This is a genomic window from Acinetobacter sp. YH01010 (assembly GCF_013420775.1).
GTDB lineage: Bacteria > Pseudomonadota > Gammaproteobacteria > Pseudomonadales > Moraxellaceae > Acinetobacter > Acinetobacter amyesii.
In genome coordinates, this window is record NZ_VOYF01000018.1 from 57,641 (window position 1) to 81,173 (window position 23,533).

Genomic DNA, 23,533 nt, shown 5'->3' on the forward strand with positions numbered 1-23,533 from the left:
GATCTTTATCCTAAACTTTTTTAATCTTTTAAGGCGTAACCGTCGTAGCCGGTGCAGTAGTTGTCGGCGGGAACAATCGTTGTTCTAATTGAGGCAACATTAATGCCATGTTTTTCCCCATAGACCACTGTGGTTCAGAAGGTTCGAAACCTTGCGCTGCTTCCCATTTCGCAACAGTCGCTTTGGTTTCATTAAATGCCGCTTGAATACTGGTCTGCTCACGCATCGCCTGATCAAAGAACGCACGGCCAAAATAGGTGTATTCAGCTTCATTCGAACAGCCAAAAGACTGTCGATCAGCTGCCGATGCAGTAATGATTAAAGTATTATCATTTTGTAGCGCTGGAATAAAACTGCCTGAATAACATGAAGAAATCACAATTACACGCCAACGAATTCCGGATGCATCCAAGGCTTCTTTTAACCATTTAGGATCGACTTGCGCCAAATCCAAAGGTGCATTTTCCATTTCAAAGACATTTGGTAAACCATGTGAGGTCATATATAAAAATAAGACATCACTTTCTCGGTTCATCTGCTGACCGATACGACGCAGCGCCAACTCCATACTGGTTTTAGATGCTAGCGGAATTTCAGTGCGCGTTGCAGGGTTATTGATAAGTTCAACCGAACGCCCATAGGTGCCAAAACGTGTATCAAATTGTTCTTTAATCCGTTCAATTTCCAGTTTAAAGACATCTTGATAACTCGCACCTGCCACCCCTAAGAAGTACCAATGGGATTGGGCAAACTCACCATATTCCACTGCGTCTAAAGATTTATTGAGTAAACGGCTTTGTGCATAAAATGCATCTTCAGCAAAGCTTGGAGGAACTTCTTCAACTTTCCAAATCGGCTGATCTTTGACTGAGACTTGCCACACGACCAAAGTAAATAGCGTCGCACCCATAATCAGTGCACGCTCCCACCATGGCCATTTCAGCTCACGTGAAAACACCCAAACAACAGCCAGACTTTGCCAAACAAATAGAATAATGAATAACGTGGGAATGTAGTCATACAGGAAGTATGGGAGAAAATCGAGATCTCCCAAATATTGAATCAAACATTGAAACAGCATGATGTGCGTATCAAGCACCAACCAGAGCAATGCTGGGACCAACATTAACCGTGGATTATTCACACGTTGTGACAGGAAAATCCCCACGATTAAAGCAATAAATGGCCACAATGCGTAGCTAATGAGACCTTGTGCATTAAATTCGCCAATACGCCCAGTGCTGAGCCAACTAAATAAACTGTTGGCACAACCACCTAAAATCCCCCAAAACACCAATTGTAAAATCGATGGTCGAACGATTTGTAAAGAACGACGAGACCCCAAAAATAACCACATCCCCGCAGTTTGGTTGCTTTTAAAATCATGCCAAAAATTGATGGAGGGTTTGAAATCAATCATAGAGTTCTGATGGTGGCCTTGGCTTGCTTAATTGCACAAATAATTTTATGCCTGATGTCGTTTTTAGCAATGCTATTTTTTAACTATATAACAAATCTTTGAACAATATTGAAGCAAATATCATTTTAAGTCACAAGATCATGTTGGAAATATGCATCAAAGCGACAAGCATCGCCTTGCCACTGATGTTGTGGCTCTTGATTCGCTAAAAAAACCGCCAATCGTGGACGTTTAACCACGACACGTTTAGCAATTTTTTGTGCTAAATCCAGTAAATTATCACCTAAATCCATTTCACCATCTTCAGGTAACAGTAAATGCAATAATTGCATTTGTTTTTTGACCTGAGCTTGCTTTTTGACGGCTTGCTGGTTTTGATCTCGCTGCGGAAACATAGGATCGAGATAAACCACGTCAAAGATTTGATTGGTCGTCGATAAATGTTTCAAATAATCTGCCGAATCTGAAAAGACCAATTCAATTCGAGCCACAACCGAACTTAAAAACGCATCTTGCTGCGCACGTTGATGTGAGTCTTCCAATAGGGTAAATAAAATCGGATGACGTTCCACAAGGGTCACATGAGCACCCAAATGGGCCATCAATAAACTATCGTGCCCTAGCCCTGCAGTTGCATCCACAAGCTGTGGTTTTTCAGCCAAATTACATGCACGTGCAATCATCTCGGACTTTAAGGATGCTCGCTTTAAACGCCCAACTTCTGCTTTCCAATCGGGTTGCATCTTCATGCCATTGGCCGCCAACCACAAGCCATCTGCATCGACACACAAACTCAATTCAGGATTTAAACGTAAAAAACGCGCGTTTAATTTTTCAATCAATTCAATATTTACAGATACGCGACGTAAAGAAAGCACAGCAGAATACTGCTGTGCTTTCTCATGAAACTCTTGTTCTGTGTATAAGCGGATTTCGCTTACCATAATTTCCAGCCTGTAAATGCGAACAACAAAATCAATAAACCCGAAACAATTCGATACCATGCAAAAATCATAAAATCACGTTTTGCCACATAAGCGACAAGCGCACGAATTAAAATCAATGCAGAGACAAATGAAACGATTAAACCAACGGCGATTACCGTCCAATCTTGAGTGCCTTGAAATACATCATAGCTTTGATATAAATCCAGCAAACCTGCACCAACAATAACAGGAATACCCAAAAAGAATGAAAACTCAGTAGCTGCTTTACGAGAAACACCCAAGAACATGGCACCAATAATGGTCGCACCTGAACGTGAAGTCCCTGGAATTAAAGATAAAACTTGAATTAAACCAATCCAAATCGCATCTTTAATGGTTAAATCTTCTACTTCTTTGGCACGCACTTGCGGTGGATTTTTTTCGATCCAAATAATGATCAAACCACCGATAATCAACCCCATAGCAATCGCAATGTTATTGAACAGCAGCTCTTTCACCGTCTGACCAAACGTCAAACCAATCAACACGATTGGAATCGAAGCGAGAATTAAGCCAAAACCCAAACGGCGACCTTTTTCTTCGCCAGTCACCATACCGGTTGCTGCACCCCACAGGCGGCCCCAGTATTCATAAATCACCGCTGCAATCGCACCCATTTGAATTGCGATCACGAAAACATCACTTTTTTCTTTGGTCCAAAAGTTCATTAATTCTGAAGCCAGAATTAAATGCCCTGTACTTGAAATCGGTAAAAATTCGGTAATACCTTCAACAATACCCATGATTGCCGCTTTGAGCAGCAGTAGAAGATCCATATATAACCCTAATTATGACTTGCCTTGTTCTGAAATTTTCTTCCAGGCGTTATCTCGTAAATATACGGGCAATGCAAGTTCAGCACTTACCCATGCTTTTCTTTGCGCCGCTTCGCGGGCAATAGTAGCAATATCTTGTGCTGTTGCACTTAAGTCTTTGTATTGTGTTTGTTCTGATTGAATGAGCTCACTACCAGAACCCACGACGGTAAATTTGATCTGCGGTGTGGCATCGGCGTAGCTTAATAGTTGTTCTTCATCTACAGCCTGCATAATGCCATTGGCATCGAGTTGATAGCTAGCGATATACACTTCTTGCATGCGTGCATCAAGGACTGCCGTTACTTGGGTCAAACCATATAAACGATGTGCCGCTTGAGCCAAAGCTTGCAAAGTCGATACTGGAACAACAGGTACGTCATTGGCCCATGCCAAGGCTTGTGTTACCGCTGCATTAATACGAACACCACTAAATGAGCCAGGCCCACGACTAAAGGCAATCGCAGTTAAATCGGCTAACTCAATAGCAGTTTGATTAAGCCCTTGCTCAATCATTGGGAGAATGGTTTGCGTCTGCGCTTTTGCCCGTAAATCGAGTTGAAAATAAAGCTCTTGAGTTTCATCTACAATCGAGACGGAACACTGCTCATTGGCAGTTTCCAATGCCAGTAATTTCATGCGCAACCTTAATTAAATTTAATCTTAAAAAACGTTGAATATGATACTCCACTCCATCGCAGTTCGCGAGATGTTCCACCTCAGACTCAGCGCTTTCTGTATTTAATCTATAAAAAAGCCTCGACAAACGTCGAGGCTTTTTTGCTTACCATGTATAACGTTTTAAAGTTCAGCGACTTCGAGTTGAGTAAAATGTTTAAAATGAGCGGCATAGTGCATGGCACTCATTTTTAGACGTGCTTCGGCTTGCTCATCTAAAGTCTTGACGACTTTACCCGGTGAACCCATCACAACAGAATTATCCGGAATCACCTTCCCTTCTGGAATTAAAGCATTCGCACCAATGATGCAATTTTTACCAATCACAGCATGATTTAGAACCACGGCATTGATTCCGATCAGACTATTATCACCTACGGTACATCCGTGTAGCATGGCTTGATGCCCAATCGTGACATAATCACCAATGATCATTTCAATGCCCGCATCGGTATGCAGCACCGCATTTTCTTGTACATTGGTAAAATCACCCAGTTTGATACGACTGTTGTCCCCTCGAATGACGGCTCCGAACCAGACACTCACTTCTCGGCCTAATTCAACTTGCCCAATGACCGTTGCATTTTCTGCAACCCAACCATCCCAAGGTTGATGCGTGGCTTTCGGGCTATATCCTTGAAATTTGTACAACATGATCAAACATCCTATTTTGACTTTCTAAAAATGATTTATGGCTCACGGCCCAAATGAAATGAAGGAGAATTTAATAAAAAAGGCCATTCTTTTTGATAATTCAGACCATATTGAAATAAGGAAATCAGCATCCGTGCAGTCAAGCCCCATACGATTTCGTTTTCGATTCTTAAACTGGGAAAATAAAGCGATTGCTGGGCAAAACGAACTTCATATGGCGTTGGCGGTGTTTCTAAAAGCTGTCTTAATGATGCAAAAAAAATACGGTCAATTTCAGTGGGTTGAGGTATTAAATTTACGTCAGGCGGGATCAATCCCACGATCGGCTTAACCAACATTCCATTCCGTGCTTTTTGCATCGGTAAATCACCCAAAAGCTGCACATCAAATGGATTTAGAGCAGTTTCTTCTTGAGCTTCTCTTAACGCCACCACGATATTACTGGTGTCTTGGGCATCACGTTTGCCACCGGGAAAGGACACTTCACCTGCATGATTATTCATATAGAGTGAGCGACGGGTCAATAAAATACGTGGATTATCTTCTTGGGTAATCGCAATCAATACAGCAGCATGCGCAGGTTGAATACGCTTAGAAAAACGTAAACTTTGCTGCAATCGCTGAGTCAATAAACCCTCATCCATCCACATTACATCCTTATAATTATCTTGTTTTCATCATAGCTGAATTTCGGCCAAGCTGGTTAGAAATGATGCCAAAGTTTTATTTTTAAGTTATTCTGACGGTTCACACAATCCATGACGATGAATATGAACTTTTGCTCAAACTGCGGACAAAAAACAAAAGAAGCGATCCCGCTTGGAGATCATCAGATACGCCGTATTTGTACCGTATGTGGGTTTATTCATTATGTGAATCCTAAAGTCATTTGTGGTGCTTTAGCTGTTTGGGACAATCAAGTTTTACTTTGCCGTCGTGCAATTGAGCCACGTTATGGACTGTGGACATTACCCGCTGGCTATATGGAACTCTATGAGACAATGGAGCAAGGTGCAGCGCGTGAAACTCGCGAAGAAGCCGAAGCAGAAGTCAACATTGAGCAACTGTATTGCATGTATAACATTCCCCGTATTGGGCAAATTTATGCCTTGTTCAAATCTGAATTAATCAATGGAGAATTTGGTGCGGGTGATGAAACCATTGAATCTCGATTGTTTAGTGAAGAAGAAATTCCATGGGATGATTTAGCCTTTCCAAGTGTGGAAAGAACGCTGCGGCATTATTTTGCTGACCGTAAAACAGGTCAGTTTGAGATGCATCTCGAAACCCTCGGTACGCGACTCGATCACACAGGTTAATTTGCAGATATCTTAAATAAAAAAGCCCATCATAGGATGGGCTTTTTTATTTAACTTATATTTGACGATTATTTTGCCTTGATGGTGTAACAAGGGGCCAACTCTAAAGAAATATCACCACCGCTTAGCTTCGCCGTTTGAGCAGCAGCGGTATCATTTGGATTTTTTAAACTATAAATATAACTAAAGCTGGCCAAACTATTCCCCCATTTCACCACTTTATTATCCGAATCCGTCAAAGCAACGCCAGAGGGACGCGTGCCTGCATTGGCATTGATCATATTGTGTAACTGCACTAAAGCACCGCCCACAACCATTGAGGTGTCCGCAGATGTTTTCACACTTGAGTTCATTCCAATCAGCGCGCCATCAAGCGTATGGAAATATGGGTCAGCTAAAATCATACGAATCGAAATGGTATTTGGATTGATATTTCCTTCAGGTGTAAAAGTACGGGTTGTCGTTCCGATACGATATTGCTGTACACCTTTGTCATCTTTCATTAGCAGTGGATCGAGCACATCTTTTCCGCTACAGCCTTCCGTCGCGTGTGTAGACAAATCGACAATTTGGCTATCTTGACGAGTAAATACATCGTCTGGAACGCCAGATTTTATATTTGTGCGAATATCACCATTACGGTCAATCACCACACCCAATTTCACTGTTTTGATCGAGGTATCGGTAAATTTAAAGGTTAAATCTGCATATAACGGGAAGATATAATTTTGTCCAGCAGCAACATTTTCAACAGACTTAAAGACTTTTTTGTCTAAATACGACAGCGGATAGAGCTTGTATAAATCCATCGTGCCTTTAAATTGCACTTGGTTAATGTTTTGCTCCCATAGGCCTAATTTTTTCTTATCATCGGCCGTCAGAACATAATCGTCTTTTTTACCCATCAAAGTTTTATATAAACTTCCACCTGTACCGACCACCATTTTGTCGGCAAGTAGCGTCCCTTGTTTAATAATCAGCGGACCAGAGTTTGCTTCTTCCGCATCAAAACGGAAACCCAGTATGCCAGGTTTATCAATTTGCTTTGTAAGCGAATCAATCCAATTGTCCTGCGGCGTTGCTGTTAAACGTGTTGGTCGTACCTGTGTCAAGAGCAAGACATTCACACCACCAATGGTACTCAACTGTTGATCAACTTTGCCCTTCCACTGTAAACCACTACCAAATGTCATGCCTTGGCGGTCCGTCATTAACATGAAATGACCGAATAAATTGACTTTTGAACTATCGGTCGGCAAACATTCATTTTTGTCACAGCCCACCAATCCATTTGAACCACTGGCATTGGTAATCACGCCATCAGTTGAAAATAACGCAAACTCAGGCTGATATACCGCAGCCGTTGAGATATTCATGAGTTTTGAAACTAAGGTAAATGCATTTTCATTGCTGACTTCGGACAGGTCTAGCCAAGGTGTAAACAGGTCATTAAATTCCGTATCTGAACTGATACTGAAATCTGCTGTCGCGACATTTCGAGTGATTTGATCAATCAAAACTTTATCTGCATTGTTGATATAAACCGCTTGGATGTCTGTAGCTGTAACTGCGCTATTATTTTTCAATGCCAAGGCTTGAATGATTTTGGCTAAACGCATGGCCACTTTAACCGTTGCGTCGCTATTTGAAATCGTTGCAGCAGGTTTACCCGCGATGCCGGCAGCCAAATCCAATAAGGTCAAACGTGGGGGTGTCGTGCCACTGGCTACATTTGAAATTTGCTTCAAATCCACTTTACCCAAATCAATTCGACGTGATTTTTCACCTTGGACAAAGAAAGTTACCGTATCGCCAATCTTACAAGCACCTGTCGAAACACCTTCTTTTAGATCAAACAAGGTAATATAGGTATTTTTAACGTCGCTCGAACAATTAAAATTCAGACCTTCAATTGGATAATCTAAAACAAACTCGACACAGCCTTCGGTATTACTTTTACAAGTACCATTAGTCGTACTGGTATCATAAATTTCAGGATTCACATTTGCACTTTCACCGCCACAGCCACTGAGCGCTGCAACCAATGCCGTTAAAGCAAACGGTAATAAAATTTTATTTTTCATCCTAATTCTCTTTCTTATGTCCTTAACGGATTGCTGTTAATTTAAGTTGGCCTTGATTGGTTAATACGCGGCCATCGACGTCTATTGCTGTTGCTAAAGGCGTTAAGAATAAATACTGGCTACCTTTAGGCACTTGAATCACGCCTTCTATTTTTTCATGGTAAAGATGATCCGCTTCACCTTGGTTATTTTTGAATCCACCTGCGCCTTCCATGACACATCCATTTTTGTCTAAAAATACCGCAAATGGCCAATAAAATGTAGGATTTTGTACTTTGGATGCAAATGAATGTATACGAATATTTTGTAATGGTGATTTTAGTTTTACGACTTCGTAGTCAAATTCGTCCGACAATGGTGCTCGAGGCCATAAATTAATATCTTGAGCCAAGTCGAGCTCTTTGGCTTTCTTCATTTTTTTATTCGAAAAACATTGCTGACCTAAACCTTGAATGGTGTCAGCTTGTGAGACTCGATAATACGATGTGGCCAAAGTGATCGGCCCTGTATCTTCGGGTTGATTGCGTTTAAATAAATTATCAATGACGGAGCGACTGACACCTTTTTCACGTTCAATGGTTTGCATCCGCGTTTGCCCCATCTTGCTGTCAATAACGCCTTCGGGCATGGTGTAAAAGCGCTTTTTGCCTTCTAAGTTAAACTCTTTATCTTCAAGATATTCATTATTGACATACTTTTCACCAGCCATGGTCGAAAAGCCTTGCTCTTGTTTTGCCTTAGCCGATTGTTTTGAAGGATGATTTTCTAAGTTTTCACCTGAAGATTGTACGGCTTTATCAGTGCTAACAACTTTCTCAGCAAGGATCTTTTTTTCGACGATAGGTTTATCTTTTTCAGCCTGAACTTTGGCCTGATACGGAGCACTAGGTTGGGTTAGCTCTGATTGCTGTAACTTCTCTGTCCATGTTGTTGAAGGTAAGACTTTTGCTGAAGTATCTGACGCTTGTACTGACTTTTCAGATTTGGGAACTTTATCACCTGAGACGTTTTTAATTTTATCTACTGTGACAGCTTTAATTTCATCCCGTTTTTCCGGCTCACGTACACTTAAACGTTGAGACTTCAGTGATTCAACAGTCTGTGCTGTTGGACTCGTTTGACGCGTCATCGGTGTCTTGGTTTGAGACGGACTAATGCTTACAGATGGTTGAGTAACGTGTTGCTGTACAGATGGTGAATCAATCATTTTAGCTATAGAACTTTCTTTGGGTTTCTTTACAGCTTTTTCTTGTATTTGTACCACCATTGGGCGCCCATCCGGCCCAATAATGGTATGAAACGCCCCGGCATAGGCATACGACACTTGCACCACAGACAGTACAAGTAACGCGTTTATGAATAAAATCCTTTTCATTCTGTTTGCTTATCCTACCAACGAGTTCTGTAATTTAATCCTAGGATGGTGATTTTCGTATCGGTTTTTACATTCATTCCAGCATATGGGTTTAAAAGTATGTTATTCACACCGGTTAAGTTTGCCAGACTACTACCATTCGCTGGAATATTATCTTTACTGCGTAAAAAGCCGATTGATAAATCTAGATCCGTATCTGCATCAAAACGATATCCAAACCCCATACCAAAGAGTTGCGCACCATTAATTGGTACCATGGTATTTCGCTTACCGTCAGGAATAGAGGTACTCCGTGGTTCATAGCCTGCACGCAATTTCAAACGATCTGTTGCTGAATATTCAATACCGATGCCCCAGTTCCAAGGCGACGTAAATTTCAAAGGTAAGGCCAAAGAATTATCGGTCACATTTTCAGATAATAATTTTGCAATTTTCAGCGCTGAAATTTGACGGTCGAATTCAAAACGGAATTTGTCCCAAGCACGATAATCGGTCCAGCCCACATCAAAATTGATTTGTAAATCAGGCATAACCTTATATTTGATCCCCGCCTGTACATGCTGTGGATATTCAAAATCCATCGAAACCAAACCCGACTCCGAGTTTGGCACAGCATTTGGGAAACCTAAAATTGCAGCTAAAATTTGACCTGTTGGTGATGACATTAATCCCTTAATCATCTCCTGAGGCGCTTTTGCATTATGAATGCGATAACGACCTTTCATGCGCATTTTCGCTGCACTTTGGTACACCATACCAAAACTAAAATCTTCGCGTGGCTCCCACAAAACCCCTAAGTTGTAACTTGGGCTCAGTGACTGCTCTAAAGCCAATTCCATCTGACCAAATTTGCCAAATGGATTCATCCCTTCTTCGGTATTACACATCCCCAATAGCAAGATGTCGGTAATAATGTCCGAATTTTCCTTAAATGGTGTACAGACGACTTCATCAATCATCCTTAACATGCCGATCAATTCATTGGGAAATCGCAGGTCAGATTTCAATCCAATGGCTTGATAGGACATCCCCACACCACCACCAATCGATAGCTCATCACTGACTTGATAGCCTACTGTTGGCGATAGATAAGTAATACGCTCTAGAGCAACTTGTTGCCCCATGAAATTACCTGGGTTACCATTTTCAGCACCAAAACCCGCAATCAAAGGTGCATAAACAGCTGATGCGAATGTTGCTTTAGAACCCGGTGGATTGTAGGCAATCCCCATCGTTGGCGCGGCAATGGGTTGTCCAGCACCAAAATCCACCATCTTTTTTAAGACAGGTACATATAAGGATGCATATTCAACATCACCAGAAACCTTATCTTTAAAGTCCGTACAAATATCAGCCGTCACTTCAGGACCATCATTACAGACTAATGGATCATCTGAATAACCAAAAACGTTATAACCCGCAGGAACGGTAAATTCACGTTGAATATCAAAGTTTGCAATGATGCCCTGCATATCTGTTTGCAAACCTTCAATCTTAGTTAATGCTGCAGGGTTAAAATGTACTGCACTAATTCCTGGAGGATCCGCAGTTACTGCATTACCTAATGCAAGTGACCTTACATCAACTGAAAGGTTGGTACCCAATTGTGCAAAAGCAGCACTAGAACAGCCCGTTAAAACGATCGCACTAACAAGTGGGCTGAGTCGAATTTTACGCATACGACAGCCCTCTTAACGAAGTTTTTTTCCAAAACCTAGAATATCCAACGGGAAAGACAACCCTAATGACACATCTGGTGCATCTTCAGTTAAACCTAACCCCACCGTACCATTCACAATGGTCTCTGGAGATACACGTACACCTAAAGAAATCGCTAGAGTTGAACTGGTTTGGTCTGCAGGTGAATAGGATTCGCCACTGCTATACGTAAATTCTGCGCCGGTATTGAAACTTTGTTGATATGACATAGTAAGGGAAACATCGTAGTTAAACGAGTATGCAAAACCGAATGCAAAACCGCCACTAATCCCCGGTTCAAACTCTTCAATGACTCGCGAACCACGACGTTGGTTTAAGTCAGTTTCTTTGAAACCATAGTTTGCCGAGACGGATGCAAACAACACAACGGGATCAATATATTTACGTGTGCTGGCACCGATACCTGCAGAATAGTAACCTTTACCTGTTGCTAGATCATTTACAGCATTAATTTCGTATGGACTATCACCAGTTTTCGTGGACAAATTACCAAATAAAATAAGAGGCAAACGACCTTGCTTCAGTGGGAATGGTTCCCAGCGTGCGCCTAAAGAAATATCCCCTAAACCTGCAGTTGAAGTATCTTTTAATAAATCAGTTTTCGCCACTAAAGGCAAAGATGCAGAGAATGTCAAATTATCCATTACACCGTATTGCACGGTAAATGTATTGGTCATCGAATGTGTTGCATTTTCTTGTACACGTAGTTGATAAAGCTGGCCTTGTGCCATTTCCATATCAAGCTGTGTATCACGGTAATAGGTGTAATCTATATCGTAAAAAGATGATATTTCACCTTTTTTAATCAATGAATACTGACGTTCATTCGAGCTAAATACTTCCTGTAAATTCGCTTCTTGGCTCGCATCACCTTCTTGTTGCTGAAGTGCTGTCGATGCTTTTTCATTGGCAGGAGCGACTTCGGATTGTGGCATTTCAGCTTGTACGGGCTCTTCTACAGATTCATACTGTCCAATTTCTGGCTCGGCAGTAGCTTCATGTGTAGTATCAGCTTGGGTTGCCGTAACAGGAGATGCCGACTCTTCAACAACTGTCTCTTGCTCAACCGGATCATACTCTCCTAGACTTGGCTCTTCAGCTGCATATGCAACCCCCATCACCACTTGAATACTCATGGCTAGTAGTGTTTTGTTCATCCATTTACGATTCATGTTCCTTCCCACCGTTTTTATTTTTTTAATCTTGACGCCTTGTTATACGCATTCATCTAATTATTTACTCTTATAGTAAAGCCTTAGAAAGTTGTAATTCGATTTACCATAAGACTCCGACTCTTCATTCATATTTTTATCAAGTCGTATCGTAGATGCTTTGTCTGCAATTTTATCCATGTAAAACTGCGGATATTGAATATCAACCAATGCATAACGGTTCACGGTTGCATCTTCAACATGTCGCAAGTCTGAATCTTGCAAAGCCAATAAATTTTTACGTTGCTCAGGTGCAACATTGATTAAGAATAAAGTATTGTTTTCCCATATTTCTTGGAATCGAACTTCATCGAAACTGATATTGCCCAGTGCTGGATCTGCAACATAAACACGCCCATCTTTATAGGCTTTAAACACCACAAAATGTTTAAAACCAGCATATGAAATGGGAACAATCGCAGGCTGACCTTGCTTAACTAGATCTGAAAACTCCCCTTTGTAGCCCCCACTTTCTAGCCCGACAGCAGCGACAAAACGTTTCATGTCTAATAAGGAGAAACTTCGACGTTCGATAATTTTTTCAGTTTCACCAAATTTCAGCAAACCATTCATGGTCTGTTGCTCAGTCAGCTGTGTACCTACATAACCATTTAATAAAGTAGTTAAGGCCGCCGAACCACAACTGTAGTCGTAGGCTTGCCGAACGATGCCTCGAAATTGATCTTCTATGGCAGGTTTAATTTTTACAGATTCACGGTGCATCCGAGTAAAGGAATCATTTCGTGAATCCAATGTTTCGGTATAGTGAACTGTTCCGACTGGCTTTTCTTTTAAATCGAAGGACTCTTTGGCAAAGTAATACATCAATGCCGAGCCTACAGCTATCTCTAACATATCTTCTAACTTTTAGTTATCGGCAATGATGTGCCTTTTTTCATTATTTTTTAGAGCTAATGCTCTACATCCATGTATTATGCAAGATACCTTTTTTTTTATAAAAAAACAGCATTTTTTTATGCTTTGTTGGGTCATTCCGCACTTTTTTGTAAAAAAAAGCGCGTGATCAACACGCGCCTTATTTTATTCTAAATTACTTACTAGAAATCGTAATCACAGAACCTGGATTATAAACACCTAAACTAGGGCTATAATATGTTTGCAAGCCTTGAACTTCGATATCACCAATTGAACCAGCGTCTTTACTGCCTAAATGAACACCTTTCACATAGTTATCAATTGGACCAGAGTTGCTCACCATTTGAATATATCCTTTTGATGCTCCTTCTGCACCATAAACACTAATATCTTGGTTAATGGTTAAGTCTGTTTTACCCGCATCAGCAACTTTTATGCTTTCAATAAAGATTTCACCAGCAGCACGTGTAGCGTTTTTAGTTGATGCATCCAGAATACCTAGATTTTGAATCTCTAAACCACCAATCATAGTTGTATTCAATTTGATCATTGCACCCTGTGGAGCTGCACCAAGTTGAATATTTGCAGCCATCTGACCTGTTTTCAAAGTTAAACCAGAAAGAATTGCATTGTAGTTGCTATCATCACCACCACGACGAATACCTGTTGTACCAGCCGTACCTGATGCAGTCACACCAATTTCACCAATTTTAATATCTAAGCCCGAAACTTGTGCTGCAATATTAACAAATGCTCCACCTTTTGCAGAATTACCAGCATCTGAGTCAATACGTAAATCAGCCAAATTATGACTTGCTAACAAAGCTTGTGAATTCGCAGTAATTACAAGACCATGCTTTTCATTAGCATCACCGGCTATCCCGTTCCCCTTAATTAAAAGAGCACCTGCTACACCTGTACCACCAACAATATTTGTTGAAGAAACTTCTGCATTTGCAGCAAAACCTGTTGGCGTAGGAGGAGTTGTAGTTGTATCAAAAGTAACTTTTGTACCTGTCACAACGTTTTTTGCATCAGTTGCTAAACCGTCATTATCGTGAATGTAAAGTTTCTCGATTGCAACTTTTGAAATACCAATCCCGATGTTAATACCATCTTGACCAGTGGTTGAACTAAGTGCAGCATCGTCCATTGCTTGCATAGCCATAGCATTCGCACTAAATGCGATTGAAGAAACTAGAGCTAATTTAGTGAAATTTTTCATACGGTACTCTCCCAAGAGTATTTATTTTTTTTGATTTTCAACCACTCGATTTATTCAGCTGTAATATTATTTTGTGACAACTGTTAAACCTTTCCTTGAGTCGTTTGCTCGCTCGATTAAATTATATCCAAGCTGAAATTTGTTCAACTGTCGTTGGTCGCAATCTAATTCTTACCGATAAACGGTATTTGCAAGCCAAATGAATTAGGAATGGTATAAAATCCATTTTAGTCTTTAAATTTAATTTCTCTGTTGATGCAAAAACCGATTTCTTTTAAAAAATTTATTCTCAAACAAAATGTTAGTGCTCAAAATATTTTGCAAGCGCTTGCACCCTTGTCACATGTGATTTTTTTAGAAGATCAAAACCAACCTGTTATTTGCTTTTTGGCAAATCAATATCAGCAATTTAAGAATGATGAACCTAAAACTTATATACGTACCAATTTAGATCAATATGAGGAATGTGATACTCAGCCCTTGCCAGATATCGCCTTCCAAGATTTATGTTCAAAATTAGGCAGTGGGTTTTCTGGGGGCTGGTCTGGTTTTATTAGTTATGATTATGCAGCGCAGCAACAGATTTCCCTGCATGCCAAAGCCCAACCTCGCTTGTTTTTGGGGCAATTTTCTAGTTACTTAAGACTAGAAAATGATGGTTGGTATTTTTATAGTTCAGATCAATCTGCAGCTCAGCTTTACGACTACATAGATCAGTTCATTCAAACCGAGATCACTCAAAATCAATTTAAATTAAGACAAAAATGTACTGCAAGATGGTCCAAGTCAGACTACACAAAAGCCTTTGATCAAGTGCAGGAATATATTAAAGCGGGCGATTGCTATCAAATTAATTTAACCCAAGAATTTACAGCTCAAGCTAAAGGTTCACTCTTAGATACTGCTCAAGAATTTTGGTCACTGACTGATGCACCATATTCAGGCTACTTACGTATTGATGATTTTGAAATTTTAAGTTGTTCGCCTGAACTTTTTATAGATTTTAAGCCTGAACGCAAGATGATTACTAAGCCAATCAAGGGCACGATGCCTCGCTATGAAGATCCAGTGTTAGATGCGCAGTCAAAACAACGGTTAAAATCATCTGAAAAAGACATGGCTGAGAATGTCATGATTGTCGATTTACTGCGTAATGATTTGAGTGTTTATGCAGAAACAGGTTCTGTAAAAACACCTAAACTTTTTGATATTGAAAGTTTTAATCAAGTGCATCACATGGTCAGTGAAGTTGAAGCCGTGCTGAAAACAAATGTAAATCCTTTTGAGGTTCTGATGTCGGCACTGCCGGGCGGTTCGATTACCGGCGCGCCTAAAATTCGTGCGATGCAAATCATTGAAGAACTTGAAGGCTCCCCGCGCGGCGCCTATTGCGGCTCGATGGGTTATTTTAATCACGATGGTACAGGCTCTTGGAATATTTTAATCCGCTCTATTCAAAAATACCAAGATCAGGTTTCGCTGTGGGCGGGCGGCGGAATCACCATCGCATCAGATTGCGATGCTGAATATCAAGAATGCTTTGATAAAGTCGAAGCCATGCTGGATTTGTTAAATACCTGGTATAAGCCAGATTAAACAAAAAAAAGCGATTCAATTGAATCGCTTTTTTATAACCCTCCCCTTGCGAAGCAGTGCTTCTCACCTTTTCAAAAGGAGGGTTCGGCTAGATTTACATTTCGCGGAGCTTGCTGAAATCAAGCCAAAATATCGTTTTTAAGCGTATCCACAAGGCGCTGATTTTGTTCATCTGTACCAATGGTGATCCGCAGGAACTGATTAATCCGCGGCTTATTGAAGTAACGCACAATAATTCCGCGTTCGCGCAATTCAGCAGCCAACTCACTTGCATCTTTATTAGGCAATGATGCAAAAATAAAGTTTGCCGCAGAGGGTAATACTTTAAAGCCCAGCTCAGAAAGCTGCTCTACAAGTTTTTCACGGCTCACAATCACCTTGGCATTTTGCGCTTCAAAATACGCTTGATCCTCAAATGACGCCACGGCTGCTGCAATCGCAAAACGGTCCATCGGATAGGAGTTAAAGCTGTTTTTTACTGCCTCAAGCGCTGCGATTAAATGCGGCTGCGCAATCGCGAAACCCACACGCAAACCAGCAAGTGAACGCGACTTAGACGTCGTTTGACAAACCATAAGGTTTTCATATTTCGCAACCAAAGCCACAGCAGATTCTGCACCGAAATCGACATACGCTTCATCAATCACAACCACTGAATTCGGATTGGCTTGCAACACTTCCTCAATTGCAGACAAACCTAAAGCAATACTGGTAGGCGCATTCGGATTGGTAATGATGATACCGCCATTCGGCTGTTTATAGTCATCAATAACAATTTCAAAATCATCGTTCAGCGGCATAATTTTAGTATTGGCAGCTATACCAAAAAATTGGCTATATACCGGATAAAAACTGTAGGTAATATCTGGATACAAAACCGGCAGCTCTTGCACAAAAAAGGCTTTAAAAATGTGCGCCAGAACTTCGTCCGAGCCATTGCCGACAAAGACCTGCTCAACAGGTACATGCTGCTGTTTTGCAATCGCTTGCTTTAACTCAGACGCATCTGGATCTGGATATAAACGTAAAACGTCAGCAGAATTTGCCAACACTTTTTGAACTGCTTCCACCACTTTTGGCGATGGCGGATACGGGTTTTCATTGGTATTGAGTTTTAAAATATTTTGGATTTTAGGCTGTTCACCCGGTGTGTACGGCTCTAATTCACGTACATCAGGACTCCAAAAACGCATTTGTTCAGAGGTAATATTTGGCATTTTATTTTGCTCTTTTTCACCCTCTCCTAACCTCTCTTGCACTTCGCTTTAAAGGAATCCTTAAAGCTAGTTCAGGGAGAGGAATACTCATTTTATGAGATTTCCCCTCTCCTTTCAGGAGAGGGTTAGGGAGAGGTTTATAGTTTTGGAAAACTAAGTTTTTCACCTAGTCTATATTTAATTACTGATAACGATAGCGTGCTGAACGCGCATGTGCATCTAAATTTTCCTGCTGCGCTAATGTATCAGCCGTTTTCGCTAAAGTTTTCACGCCAGCTTCAGAACACATGATTAAACTTGAGCGCTTTTGGAAATCATATACACCAAGCGGTGATGAGAAACGCGCTGTGCCAGAAGTAGGCAACACGTGGTTTGGACCTGCACAATAATCACCAATCGCTTCTGGTGTATAACGCCCCATGAAGATTGCGCCGGCATGGCGGATATCTTCAGCCATTTCCTGCGCTTCATCTAAGCACAGCATCAAATGTTCAGGCGCAACTTGGTTAATCAATTCGGCGCCTTCCGCTCGGTCTTTGACTAAAACCAATGCTCCGCGGTTTTCGATTGAAGTTCGCGCAATATCTGCTTTAGGCAAAGCTTCTAAATGCTTTTCAATCCATTGTTCCACTTGATCTAAAAGATCCGCATCTGGCGTAATGAACACCGCTTGAGCCACAGTGTCATGTTCCGCTTGCGACAACAAATCCATAGCCAGCCATTCAGCATTGTTTTGACCTTCTGCATAGACCAAAATTTCGGATGGCCCTGCAATCATATCAATACCGACTTGACCAAATACTGCACGTTTTGCTGCAGCAACAAAACGGTTGCCCGGGCCAGTAATTTTGTCCACAGATGGGATGGTTTGTGTACCATAAGCCAATGCTGCAACCGCTTGCGCGCCGCCAATGGTAAATACACGGTGTACGCCGGCTAAGTAAGCTGCTGCCAAAACCAATGGATTTAAATCACCATTCGGCGCAGGCACCACCATAATAATTTCAGGCACGCCAGCGACATGCGCAGGCACAGCATTCATCAATACAGAAGACGGATAAGAAGCCAAGCCGCCCGGAACATAGATCCCCACGCGGTCCAGCGGTGTGACTTTTTGACCAAGCGTATTGCCTAAAGCATCGACATAAGTCCAGCCGTCTTGCTTTTGCGCTTGATGAAATTCACGAACACGGTTCGCAGCAAGTTCTAAGGCTTCACGCACTTCTGAACTTAAACCCTCAAATGCTGCTTTCAGTTGTGCTTGCGTCAGCTCTAATTCTGAGAATTGATGCGCTGGATGTCGATCGAACTGCTGTGTCAATTTAAGAACATGAGCATCACCATACTGACGAACATCAGCAATGATTTGGTCAACGGTTTTTAAAAGTTCTGGATCATTCACAGTTTCAAAAGCCAACAAGTCAGCAAAAGCTTGCTTGAAGTTTTGATCTTGAGTCGATAAACGTCGCATCAATTTACCCACAAGGTAATCTATTGGAAAAGATTAGTTTACCTGTTTTAGCGCAGCTTGTGGATATCTATCGCATGTGTTCATGTGGAGTTTTATTGAAAATAACTTTCGTTAAAATTGGTGAAAATACAGTTTTATCATTATTTTTCAGTTTTCATAAAAAACCGCCCAAATTTGAGCGGTTTGATCAGCATAGTTAGCAACTCAACAAATTATGCTTTCTTTACTTGCTCGCGTTCTTCCACGGCTTTTTCTAGCTGTGCAAGAATCGGATTCAACAAAGTTTGTTTACGTTTAAAGCTTGCTTTGTTCACGATTAAACGTGAAGACACTTTACAGATTTCTTCCAAAGGCTCTAAACCATTGGCACGTAAAGTATTCCCGGTATCCACAACATCGACAATGTAATCGCCTAAACCAACCAATGGTGCAAGTTCCATAGAACCATAAAGTTTGATCACATCCACTTGCTCGCCCAAGCTTGCATAATATTGACGGGTCAAATTGACATACTTGGTTGCAATCTTTAAACGACCGTTCGGACGAACCATGCCAACTTTACCTGCGGTCATTAACTTACAGTTGGCAATTTTTAAGTCCAATGGTTCATACACATTTTGTGCACCATGTTCCATCAGCACATCTTTACCTGCCACCCCAATATCTGCAGCACCATTTTCAACATAAGTTGGTACATCAGAAGCACGTAAAATTAAAATACGTACGTGCTTATGGGTCGTTGGAAAAATTAACTTACGAGATTTATCCGGATCTTCCAATAAGTTAATGCCAGCCGTTTCCAACAATGGCAAAGTTTCTTTTAAGATACGTCCCTTACTTAATGCTAAAGTTAAACCATGATCAAAATTGCCCATTACGTCAAAATTGGGATCATCGTTTCTCATATCGCTCATTAACTTACTCGCTTAATTTGGGCACCTAAACCTTGTAACTTCGCTTCAACATCTTCATAACCACGGTCAATATGATAGATACGGTCAATCAACGTTTCCCCATCAGCGGCAAGTGCTGCTAAAACCAATGAGAAAGAAGCTCGTAAATCAGTTGCCATCACTGGTGCAGCAGATAATTTCTCTACTCCTGTAACAACAGCATCATTACCTTCAACCTGAATATTGGCACCCATACGTGCTAATTCAGGTACATGCATGAAACGGTTTTCGAAAATCGTTTCTGAAATTGTGGCAAAACCACGACCAATTGCATTCACCGCCATAAGCTGTGCTTGCATATCGGTTGGAAATTCTGGGTGTGGTAAAGTTTGGAAACTTACTGCTTTCGGGCGTTTACCCATCATATCCAGTTCAATCCAATCTTCACCGCGCGTAACTTCCGCGCCCATTTCTTCAAATTTATCTAGCACAGACTCCAACAAGTTTGGATCAGTATGCGTAGTTTTGATTTTACCACCTGTGATCGCTGCAGCAGCTAGATAAGAACCTGTCTCGATACGATCTGCAACAACGGCATATTCACAGCCATGTAAGCTTTCAACACCTGTAACAACCAAAGTATCTGTGTCTAAACCTTCGATTTTTGCACCCATCTTGATCAACATATTAGCAAGATCGGTAATTTCAGGTTCACGAGCCGCGTTACGAATGGTCGTTACACCGTCTGCAAGAACCGCAGCAGTTAGAATATTTTCAGTACCACCAACTGTGACCATATCAAAGACAACTTCGCCACCTTTTAGACGACCATCCACTTTGGCATGCACATAACCTGCTTCAACTTCGATCTCAGCACCAAGTGCTTCTAAAGCTTTTAAATGTTGATCTACAGGGCGTGAACCAATTGCACATCCACCCGGCAAAGACACTTTTGCACTACCATAGCGCGCCAATAACGGGCCAAGCACCAAAATAGATGCACGCATGGTTTTCACGAGTTCATATGGTGCAAATTGATTATCTAAGCTAGAAGTATCAGCCTTAACCGTATCACCTTCATAACTGATTTGAACACCTAAACCTGCGATCAATTTCACTAAGGTGTTCACATCTTTTAGATTTGGCACATTAGTTAATGTAATAGGTGTATCCGCAAGGATAGTTGCAGCGAGTAATGGCAATGCAGCATTTTTCGCACCAGAAATACGAACTTCACCTTCGAGCTTAGTACCGCCCTGAATCAGAAATTTATCCATTAATTATTAAGCTCCGAATAAGCTTGCTTTGCGCCATTCTTCTTTGGTCATTGCACGAATTGTTACTGCATGTACTTCACCGCTGGCAATGTAGGAGTTCAAAGGTGCATAAACAGATTGTTGACGAGCAACAGGACGTTTGCCTTCAAATTGATCATCGACAATGCGTAGATCAAATTTGCCGCCTTGCCCACTAACTGCAACCTCAGCTTCTGGAAAAGCAGCTTTTAAAATTTCAGTGAGCTGTTCACTATTCATCACAAGACCCCATATAGGACTAACGGTGTAAAACCCGTCATTTTACTATAAATCTAAAAAATAATTCATTAGTCACATACATTATATATATAAAAAAAGAGGTTATAAAAAACCTCTTTTTGTACAATTTACAATCTAAACCGTTAAAGGCATATAAATGAGCTGCATTTTTCGATGTTTATGTAATTGTTTTTTTAATTTTTCAGACAATTTTTTGATCGAGGTATACATATCATCAGCGCACGCTTGTGCAAAAAGTTCTGTCCCAGGTAATCGTATAATCGCTTCCGCAATATGATTATCACTACCTTTTTTTGAACGTTTATCAACCTGATGATCTTTAGTCAGTTTGACTTGCATACTATTGACCTGATCTAAATGTTTGGTCATTTCCGCAAATTTAAGACGAATATTTTCTTCTATTGCTGGCGTAATTGTTAAATGATGGCCACGAATTGTAATCTGCATAATTCTATCCCTCACCTTCTTTCAGGACTGGAAAAGTTCAAGCCGAATCATCCAACTCAATATGCGAAGCATACATTTACACAATCAGATCATTTCGGCCATTCCTTATAAAAAAAGAGATTCATTATTTCGTCATAATGAACCTCTAGAATAGTCAGATTTTCAAATTTAGATCAACACTTTTCGCTCTGAAGATGATGGAATATGTAACGATTCACGATACTTCGCAACTGTACGACGAGCAACATCAATACCTTCTGCATTAAGCAAAACTGCAATTGCATTATCAGACAAAGGCTTACGTGTATTTTCTTCTGCAATCAACTTTTTAATTTTTGCACGAATTGCCGTCGAAGATGCTTCCCCACCAGACGATGTTCCAACATGACTTGAGAAGAAATATTTCAACTCAAATAATCCACGTGGTGTGAGCATATATTTATTTGTGGTTACACGGGAAACTGTGGATTCATGGAGTTCAACTTCTTCCGCAATATCTCGCAGGACCAAAGGCTTCATTGCCTCAGGCCCTTGTTCAAAGAACGCTCGTTGATGCTCCACAATACAGGTTGCCACTTTTAATAAAGTTTTATGTCGTTCATCAATGCTTTTAATGAAATTCTTAGCTTCAAGCATTTGATTACGTAAATATTGATTATCGTCACTTTGATCTGCACGCTTGATCATATTGGCATAGAAAGAATTCACTCGTAGCTTTGGCATTACATCAGGATTTAACTGTACCAACCAATGTTCATTCTTTTTTAGCACCACTACATCTGGAATTTGATAGTCTGAATCTTTATCTTCAAACTCTTGCCCTGGATGTGCTTTTAATGTTTTTAACAAACAAATGGCTAGTTTAAGTTGTTCCGTATTTAAACCCGTTTGCTTAATTAACTTAGGTAATTCATTGGTAATCAGCAACTCATAATTTTTCAATAATAAAATAGCTTCATATCGATATTCGACATGTTCAGGAAGATTTTCAACTTGTACCATTAAACATTCAGCGAGATTACGTGAACCTACACCTAAAGGATCTAGACGCTGAATATGCTTTAAAACCACCAAAACTTCGTCATCTTCGACTTCTTCTTCATAATCCATAGAATCTAAAAGATGCTGAACAGATTGGGTAATTTCATTTAAGTCACAATCTAAAAAACCTTTGTTATCTAAAGCATCGATAATACAGTGTGCAATTAGTTTATCGATCACAGAAAAGTGTAAAAGATTAACTTGCTCAAGCATATGTGCTTGTAAACTTTGATGCCCCTGCCGATTATCTTCGCGCTCTTCAAATTCAGCAGCACCTAAACTTGTAGGTTGATGCGTATAAACATCATCCCACTCCGTATCTACCGGTAACTCATCAGGCAAATGATCGGCATTTAATTCATTGGTTAAGTCTTTATTTTCCCTTTCTTCTTCTTGTAAGCTATTTAAACTTTCAACGGTATTTTGTTCTTCAACTTTCTCTAATAGAGGATTACTGTCGAGTTGGATTTGAATTTCTTGTTCCAATTCCAAACTTGAAAGCTGTAATAAACGAATGGCTTGTTGTAATTGAGGTGTTAATGATAAGGAATTGGCAACCTTTAACCCCATCGCTAATTTCATTAATAACTCCCCCTATAATTAACCGCACTTTATAAGCAATTTTTATGCCGTTTTATTTTTTATAGCATAATTTTGAACAGAACGCCCGATTTTTTGTCTTTTTTAGACACATTATTCAGCTAATTTATTCTTTTATTAGGAACAATTCGCCTTATAAATGAATTATTTAATTAGATATATTATTAATTTCACTCTATTTTCCTTTTCACCACGCATAAAAAAAACCCCCAACGTTTAAGTTGGGGGTGTTTCGAATAATGAGCTGGCGATGACTTACTCTCACATGGGTAACCCCACACTACCATCAGCGCTAAGAGGTTTCACTTCTGAGTTCGGGAAGGGATCAGGTGGTTCACTCTTGCTATTGT

General features: G+C 40.5%; 21 protein-coding genes and 1 rRNA gene. 2 read left to right on the forward strand and 20 right to left on the reverse strand.

The window, feature by feature from the left end; translation table 11 throughout:
- Positions 1 to 28 precede the first annotated feature (28 nt).
- The 6 genes from FTT77_RS14225 to FTT77_RS14250 form a co-directional block, all read right to left on the reverse strand.
- Positions 29 to 1,420 carry a C13 family peptidase gene (locus FTT77_RS14225; protein ID WP_168378508.1) on the reverse strand — a complete coding sequence of 464 codons (1,392 nt, stop codon included), beginning with the start codon at positions 1,418 to 1,420 and terminating at the stop codon, positions 29 to 31.
- A gap of 125 nt (positions 1,421 to 1,545) precedes the next feature.
- Positions 1,546 to 2,364, reverse strand: a complete 819-nt coding sequence (locus tag FTT77_RS14230) for a class I SAM-dependent methyltransferase (protein WP_218954091.1) — start codon at positions 2,362 to 2,364, stop codon at positions 1,546 to 1,548.
- Positions 2,358 to 3,182 carry an undecaprenyl-diphosphate phosphatase gene (locus FTT77_RS14235; protein WP_078191179.1) on the reverse strand — a complete coding sequence of 275 codons (825 nt, stop codon included), beginning with the start codon at positions 3,180 to 3,182 and terminating at the stop codon, positions 2,358 to 2,360. The genes FTT77_RS14230 and FTT77_RS14235 overlap by 7 nt, the downstream gene beginning before the upstream one ends.
- 12 nt (positions 3,183 to 3,194) lie before the next feature.
- Positions 3,195 to 3,860 carry a tRNA (adenosine(37)-N6)-threonylcarbamoyltransferase complex dimerization subunit type 1 TsaB gene (tsaB, locus tag FTT77_RS14240; RefSeq protein ID WP_180109466.1) on the reverse strand — a complete coding sequence of 222 codons (666 nt, stop codon included), beginning with the start codon at positions 3,858 to 3,860 and terminating at the stop codon, positions 3,195 to 3,197.
- A gap of 162 nt (positions 3,861 to 4,022) precedes the next feature.
- Positions 4,023 to 4,553, reverse strand: coding sequence for a gamma carbonic anhydrase family protein (locus FTT77_RS14245; protein WP_078192364.1), 531 nt, complete (start codon positions 4,551 to 4,553; stop codon positions 4,023 to 4,025).
- A gap of 35 nt (positions 4,554 to 4,588) precedes the next feature.
- Positions 4,589 to 5,197, reverse strand: coding sequence for a CoA pyrophosphatase (locus tag FTT77_RS14250; RefSeq protein ID WP_078192365.1), 609 nt, complete (start codon positions 5,195 to 5,197; stop codon positions 4,589 to 4,591).
- A 126-nt stretch (positions 5,198 to 5,323) separates the two neighbouring features.
- Between FTT77_RS14250 and FTT77_RS14255 the strand changes: the two genes are divergently transcribed.
- The gene (locus FTT77_RS14255) at positions 5,324 to 5,872 is read left to right on the forward strand and encodes an NUDIX hydrolase (RefSeq protein ID WP_180109467.1); all 549 of its coding nucleotides are present in this window, start codon (positions 5,324 to 5,326) and stop codon (positions 5,870 to 5,872) included.
- A gap of 68 nt (positions 5,873 to 5,940) precedes the next feature.
- Here FTT77_RS14255 and FTT77_RS14260 read toward each other — a convergent pair whose 3' ends face one another.
- The 6 genes from FTT77_RS14260 to FTT77_RS14285 form a co-directional block, all read right to left on the reverse strand.
- The gene (locus tag FTT77_RS14260) at positions 5,941 to 7,956 is read right to left on the reverse strand and encodes a hypothetical protein (RefSeq protein ID WP_180109468.1); all 2,016 of its coding nucleotides are present in this window, start codon (positions 7,954 to 7,956) and stop codon (positions 5,941 to 5,943) included.
- A gap of 22 nt (positions 7,957 to 7,978) precedes the next feature.
- Complete coding sequence (filE, locus tag FTT77_RS14265) at positions 7,979 to 9,331, reverse strand: putative pilus assembly protein FilE (protein ID WP_180109469.1); 1,353 nt, start codon at positions 9,329 to 9,331, stop codon at positions 7,979 to 7,981.
- 14 nt (positions 9,332 to 9,345) lie between these two features.
- Positions 9,346 to 11,010: an OmpP1/FadL family transporter gene (locus FTT77_RS14270; RefSeq protein WP_180109470.1), complete on the reverse strand. Its 1,665-nt coding sequence runs from the start codon at positions 11,008 to 11,010 to the stop codon at positions 9,346 to 9,348.
- 12 nt (positions 11,011 to 11,022) lie between these two features.
- A complete protein-coding gene (locus FTT77_RS14275) occupies positions 11,023 to 12,222 on the reverse strand; it encodes a transporter (RefSeq protein WP_168378501.1) in 1,200 nt (399 codons plus the stop codon).
- A 60-nt stretch (positions 12,223 to 12,282) separates the two neighbouring features.
- Complete coding sequence (locus tag FTT77_RS14280; protein WP_180009928.1) at positions 12,283 to 13,116, reverse strand: C39 family peptidase; 834 nt, start codon at positions 13,114 to 13,116, stop codon at positions 12,283 to 12,285.
- A gap of 196 nt (positions 13,117 to 13,312) precedes the next feature.
- Positions 13,313 to 14,362, reverse strand: a complete 1,050-nt coding sequence (locus FTT77_RS14285) for a DUF6160 family protein (protein WP_180009929.1) — start codon at positions 14,360 to 14,362, stop codon at positions 13,313 to 13,315.
- A gap of 255 nt (positions 14,363 to 14,617) precedes the next feature.
- On the opposite strand from FTT77_RS14285, the gene FTT77_RS14290 reads away from it, so the two are divergent.
- On the forward strand, positions 14,618 to 15,958 hold the full coding sequence (locus tag FTT77_RS14290) for an anthranilate synthase component I family protein (protein WP_180109471.1): 1,341 nt from the start codon (positions 14,618 to 14,620) through the stop codon (positions 15,956 to 15,958).
- 119 nt (positions 15,959 to 16,077) lie between these two features.
- Here FTT77_RS14290 and hisC read toward each other — a convergent pair whose 3' ends face one another.
- The 8 genes from hisC to rrf all read right to left on the reverse strand — a co-directional run.
- Positions 16,078 to 17,175: a histidinol-phosphate transaminase gene (gene hisC, locus FTT77_RS14295; protein ID WP_180109472.1), complete on the reverse strand. Its 1,098-nt coding sequence runs from the start codon at positions 17,173 to 17,175 to the stop codon at positions 16,078 to 16,080.
- A gap of 181 nt (positions 17,176 to 17,356) precedes the next feature.
- Entirely contained in the window at positions 17,357 to 18,658 is a 1,302-nt protein-coding gene (hisD, locus tag FTT77_RS14300; protein WP_180109473.1) for a histidinol dehydrogenase, read from the reverse strand.
- A gap of 200 nt (positions 18,659 to 18,858) precedes the next feature.
- The gene (gene hisG / locus FTT77_RS14305; protein ID WP_180049009.1) at positions 18,859 to 19,560 is read right to left on the reverse strand and encodes an ATP phosphoribosyltransferase; all 702 of its coding nucleotides are present in this window, start codon (positions 19,558 to 19,560) and stop codon (positions 18,859 to 18,861) included.
- A complete protein-coding gene (murA, locus tag FTT77_RS14310; protein ID WP_078191193.1) occupies positions 19,560 to 20,816 on the reverse strand; it encodes a UDP-N-acetylglucosamine 1-carboxyvinyltransferase in 1,257 nt (418 codons plus the stop codon). The genes hisG and murA overlap by 1 nt, the downstream gene beginning before the upstream one ends.
- A gap of 6 nt (positions 20,817 to 20,822) precedes the next feature.
- Positions 20,823 to 21,074: a BolA family iron metabolism protein IbaG gene (gene ibaG, locus FTT77_RS14315; protein ID WP_078191194.1), complete on the reverse strand. Its 252-nt coding sequence runs from the start codon at positions 21,072 to 21,074 to the stop codon at positions 20,823 to 20,825.
- Positions 21,075 to 21,209: 135 nt separating this feature from the next.
- Positions 21,210 to 21,542 carry a ribosome hibernation-promoting factor, HPF/YfiA family gene (gene hpf / locus FTT77_RS14320; protein WP_078191195.1) on the reverse strand — a complete coding sequence of 111 codons (333 nt, stop codon included), beginning with the start codon at positions 21,540 to 21,542 and terminating at the stop codon, positions 21,210 to 21,212.
- Positions 21,543 to 21,710: 168 nt separating this feature from the next.
- Positions 21,711 to 23,165 carry an RNA polymerase factor sigma-54 gene (locus FTT77_RS14325; RefSeq protein ID WP_180021459.1) on the reverse strand — a complete coding sequence of 485 codons (1,455 nt, stop codon included), beginning with the start codon at positions 23,163 to 23,165 and terminating at the stop codon, positions 21,711 to 21,713.
- A gap of 260 nt (positions 23,166 to 23,425) precedes the next feature.
- Positions 23,426 to 23,533 (reverse strand): 5S ribosomal RNA (gene rrf / locus FTT77_RS14330); the annotation flags it as partial.

Excerpts from the sequence above, each read along its gene's own strand:
- FTT77_RS14225 (WP_168378508.1), bottom strand. The coding sequence starts at position 1,420 with ATGATTGATTTCAAACCCTCCATCAATTTTTGGCATGATTTTAAAAGC.
- FTT77_RS14230 (WP_218954091.1), bottom strand. The coding sequence starts at position 2,364 with ATGGTAAGCGAAATCCGCTTATACACAGAACAAGAGTTTCATGAGAAA.
- FTT77_RS14235 (WP_078191179.1), bottom strand. The coding sequence starts at position 3,182 with ATGGATCTTCTACTGCTGCTCAAAGCGGCAATCATGGGTATTGTTGAA.
- tsaB (WP_180109466.1), bottom strand. The coding sequence starts at position 3,860 with ATGAAATTACTGGCATTGGAAACTGCCAATGAGCAGTGTTCCGTCTCG.
- FTT77_RS14245 (WP_078192364.1), bottom strand. The coding sequence starts at position 4,553 with ATGTTGTACAAATTTCAAGGATATAGCCCGAAAGCCACGCATCAACCT.
- FTT77_RS14250 (WP_078192365.1), bottom strand. The coding sequence starts at position 5,197 with ATGGATGAGGGTTTATTGACTCAGCGATTGCAGCAAAGTTTACGTTTT.
- FTT77_RS14255 (WP_180109467.1), top strand. The coding sequence starts at position 5,324 with ATGAACTTTTGCTCAAACTGCGGACAAAAAACAAAAGAAGCGATCCCG.
- FTT77_RS14260 (WP_180109468.1), bottom strand. The coding sequence starts at position 7,956 with ATGAAAAATAAAATTTTATTACCGTTTGCTTTAACGGCATTGGTTGCA.
- filE (WP_180109469.1), bottom strand. The coding sequence starts at position 9,331 with ATGAAAAGGATTTTATTCATAAACGCGTTACTTGTACTGTCTGTGGTG.
- FTT77_RS14270 (WP_180109470.1), bottom strand. The coding sequence starts at position 11,010 with ATGCGTAAAATTCGACTCAGCCCACTTGTTAGTGCGATCGTTTTAACG.
- FTT77_RS14275 (WP_168378501.1), bottom strand. The coding sequence starts at position 12,222 with ATGAATCGTAAATGGATGAACAAAACACTACTAGCCATGAGTATTCAA.
- FTT77_RS14280 (WP_180009928.1), bottom strand. The coding sequence starts at position 13,116 with ATGTTAGAGATAGCTGTAGGCTCGGCATTGATGTATTACTTTGCCAAA.
- FTT77_RS14285 (WP_180009929.1), bottom strand. The coding sequence starts at position 14,362 with ATGAAAAATTTCACTAAATTAGCTCTAGTTTCTTCAATCGCATTTAGT.
- FTT77_RS14290 (WP_180109471.1), top strand. The coding sequence starts at position 14,618 with ATGCAAAAACCGATTTCTTTTAAAAAATTTATTCTCAAACAAAATGTT.
- hisC (WP_180109472.1), bottom strand. The coding sequence starts at position 17,175 with ATGCCAAATATTACCTCTGAACAAATGCGTTTTTGGAGTCCTGATGTA.
- hisG (WP_180049009.1), bottom strand. The coding sequence starts at position 19,560 with ATGAGCGATATGAGAAACGATGATCCCAATTTTGACGTAATGGGCAAT.
- murA (WP_078191193.1), bottom strand. The coding sequence starts at position 20,816 with ATGGATAAATTTCTGATTCAGGGCGGTACTAAGCTCGAAGGTGAAGTT.
- ibaG (WP_078191194.1), bottom strand. The coding sequence starts at position 21,074 with ATGAATAGTGAACAGCTCACTGAAATTTTAAAAGCTGCTTTTCCAGAA.
- hpf (WP_078191195.1), bottom strand. The coding sequence starts at position 21,542 with ATGCAGATTACAATTCGTGGCCATCATTTAACAATTACGCCAGCAATA.
- FTT77_RS14325 (WP_180021459.1), bottom strand. The coding sequence starts at position 23,165 with ATGAAATTAGCGATGGGGTTAAAGGTTGCCAATTCCTTATCATTAACA.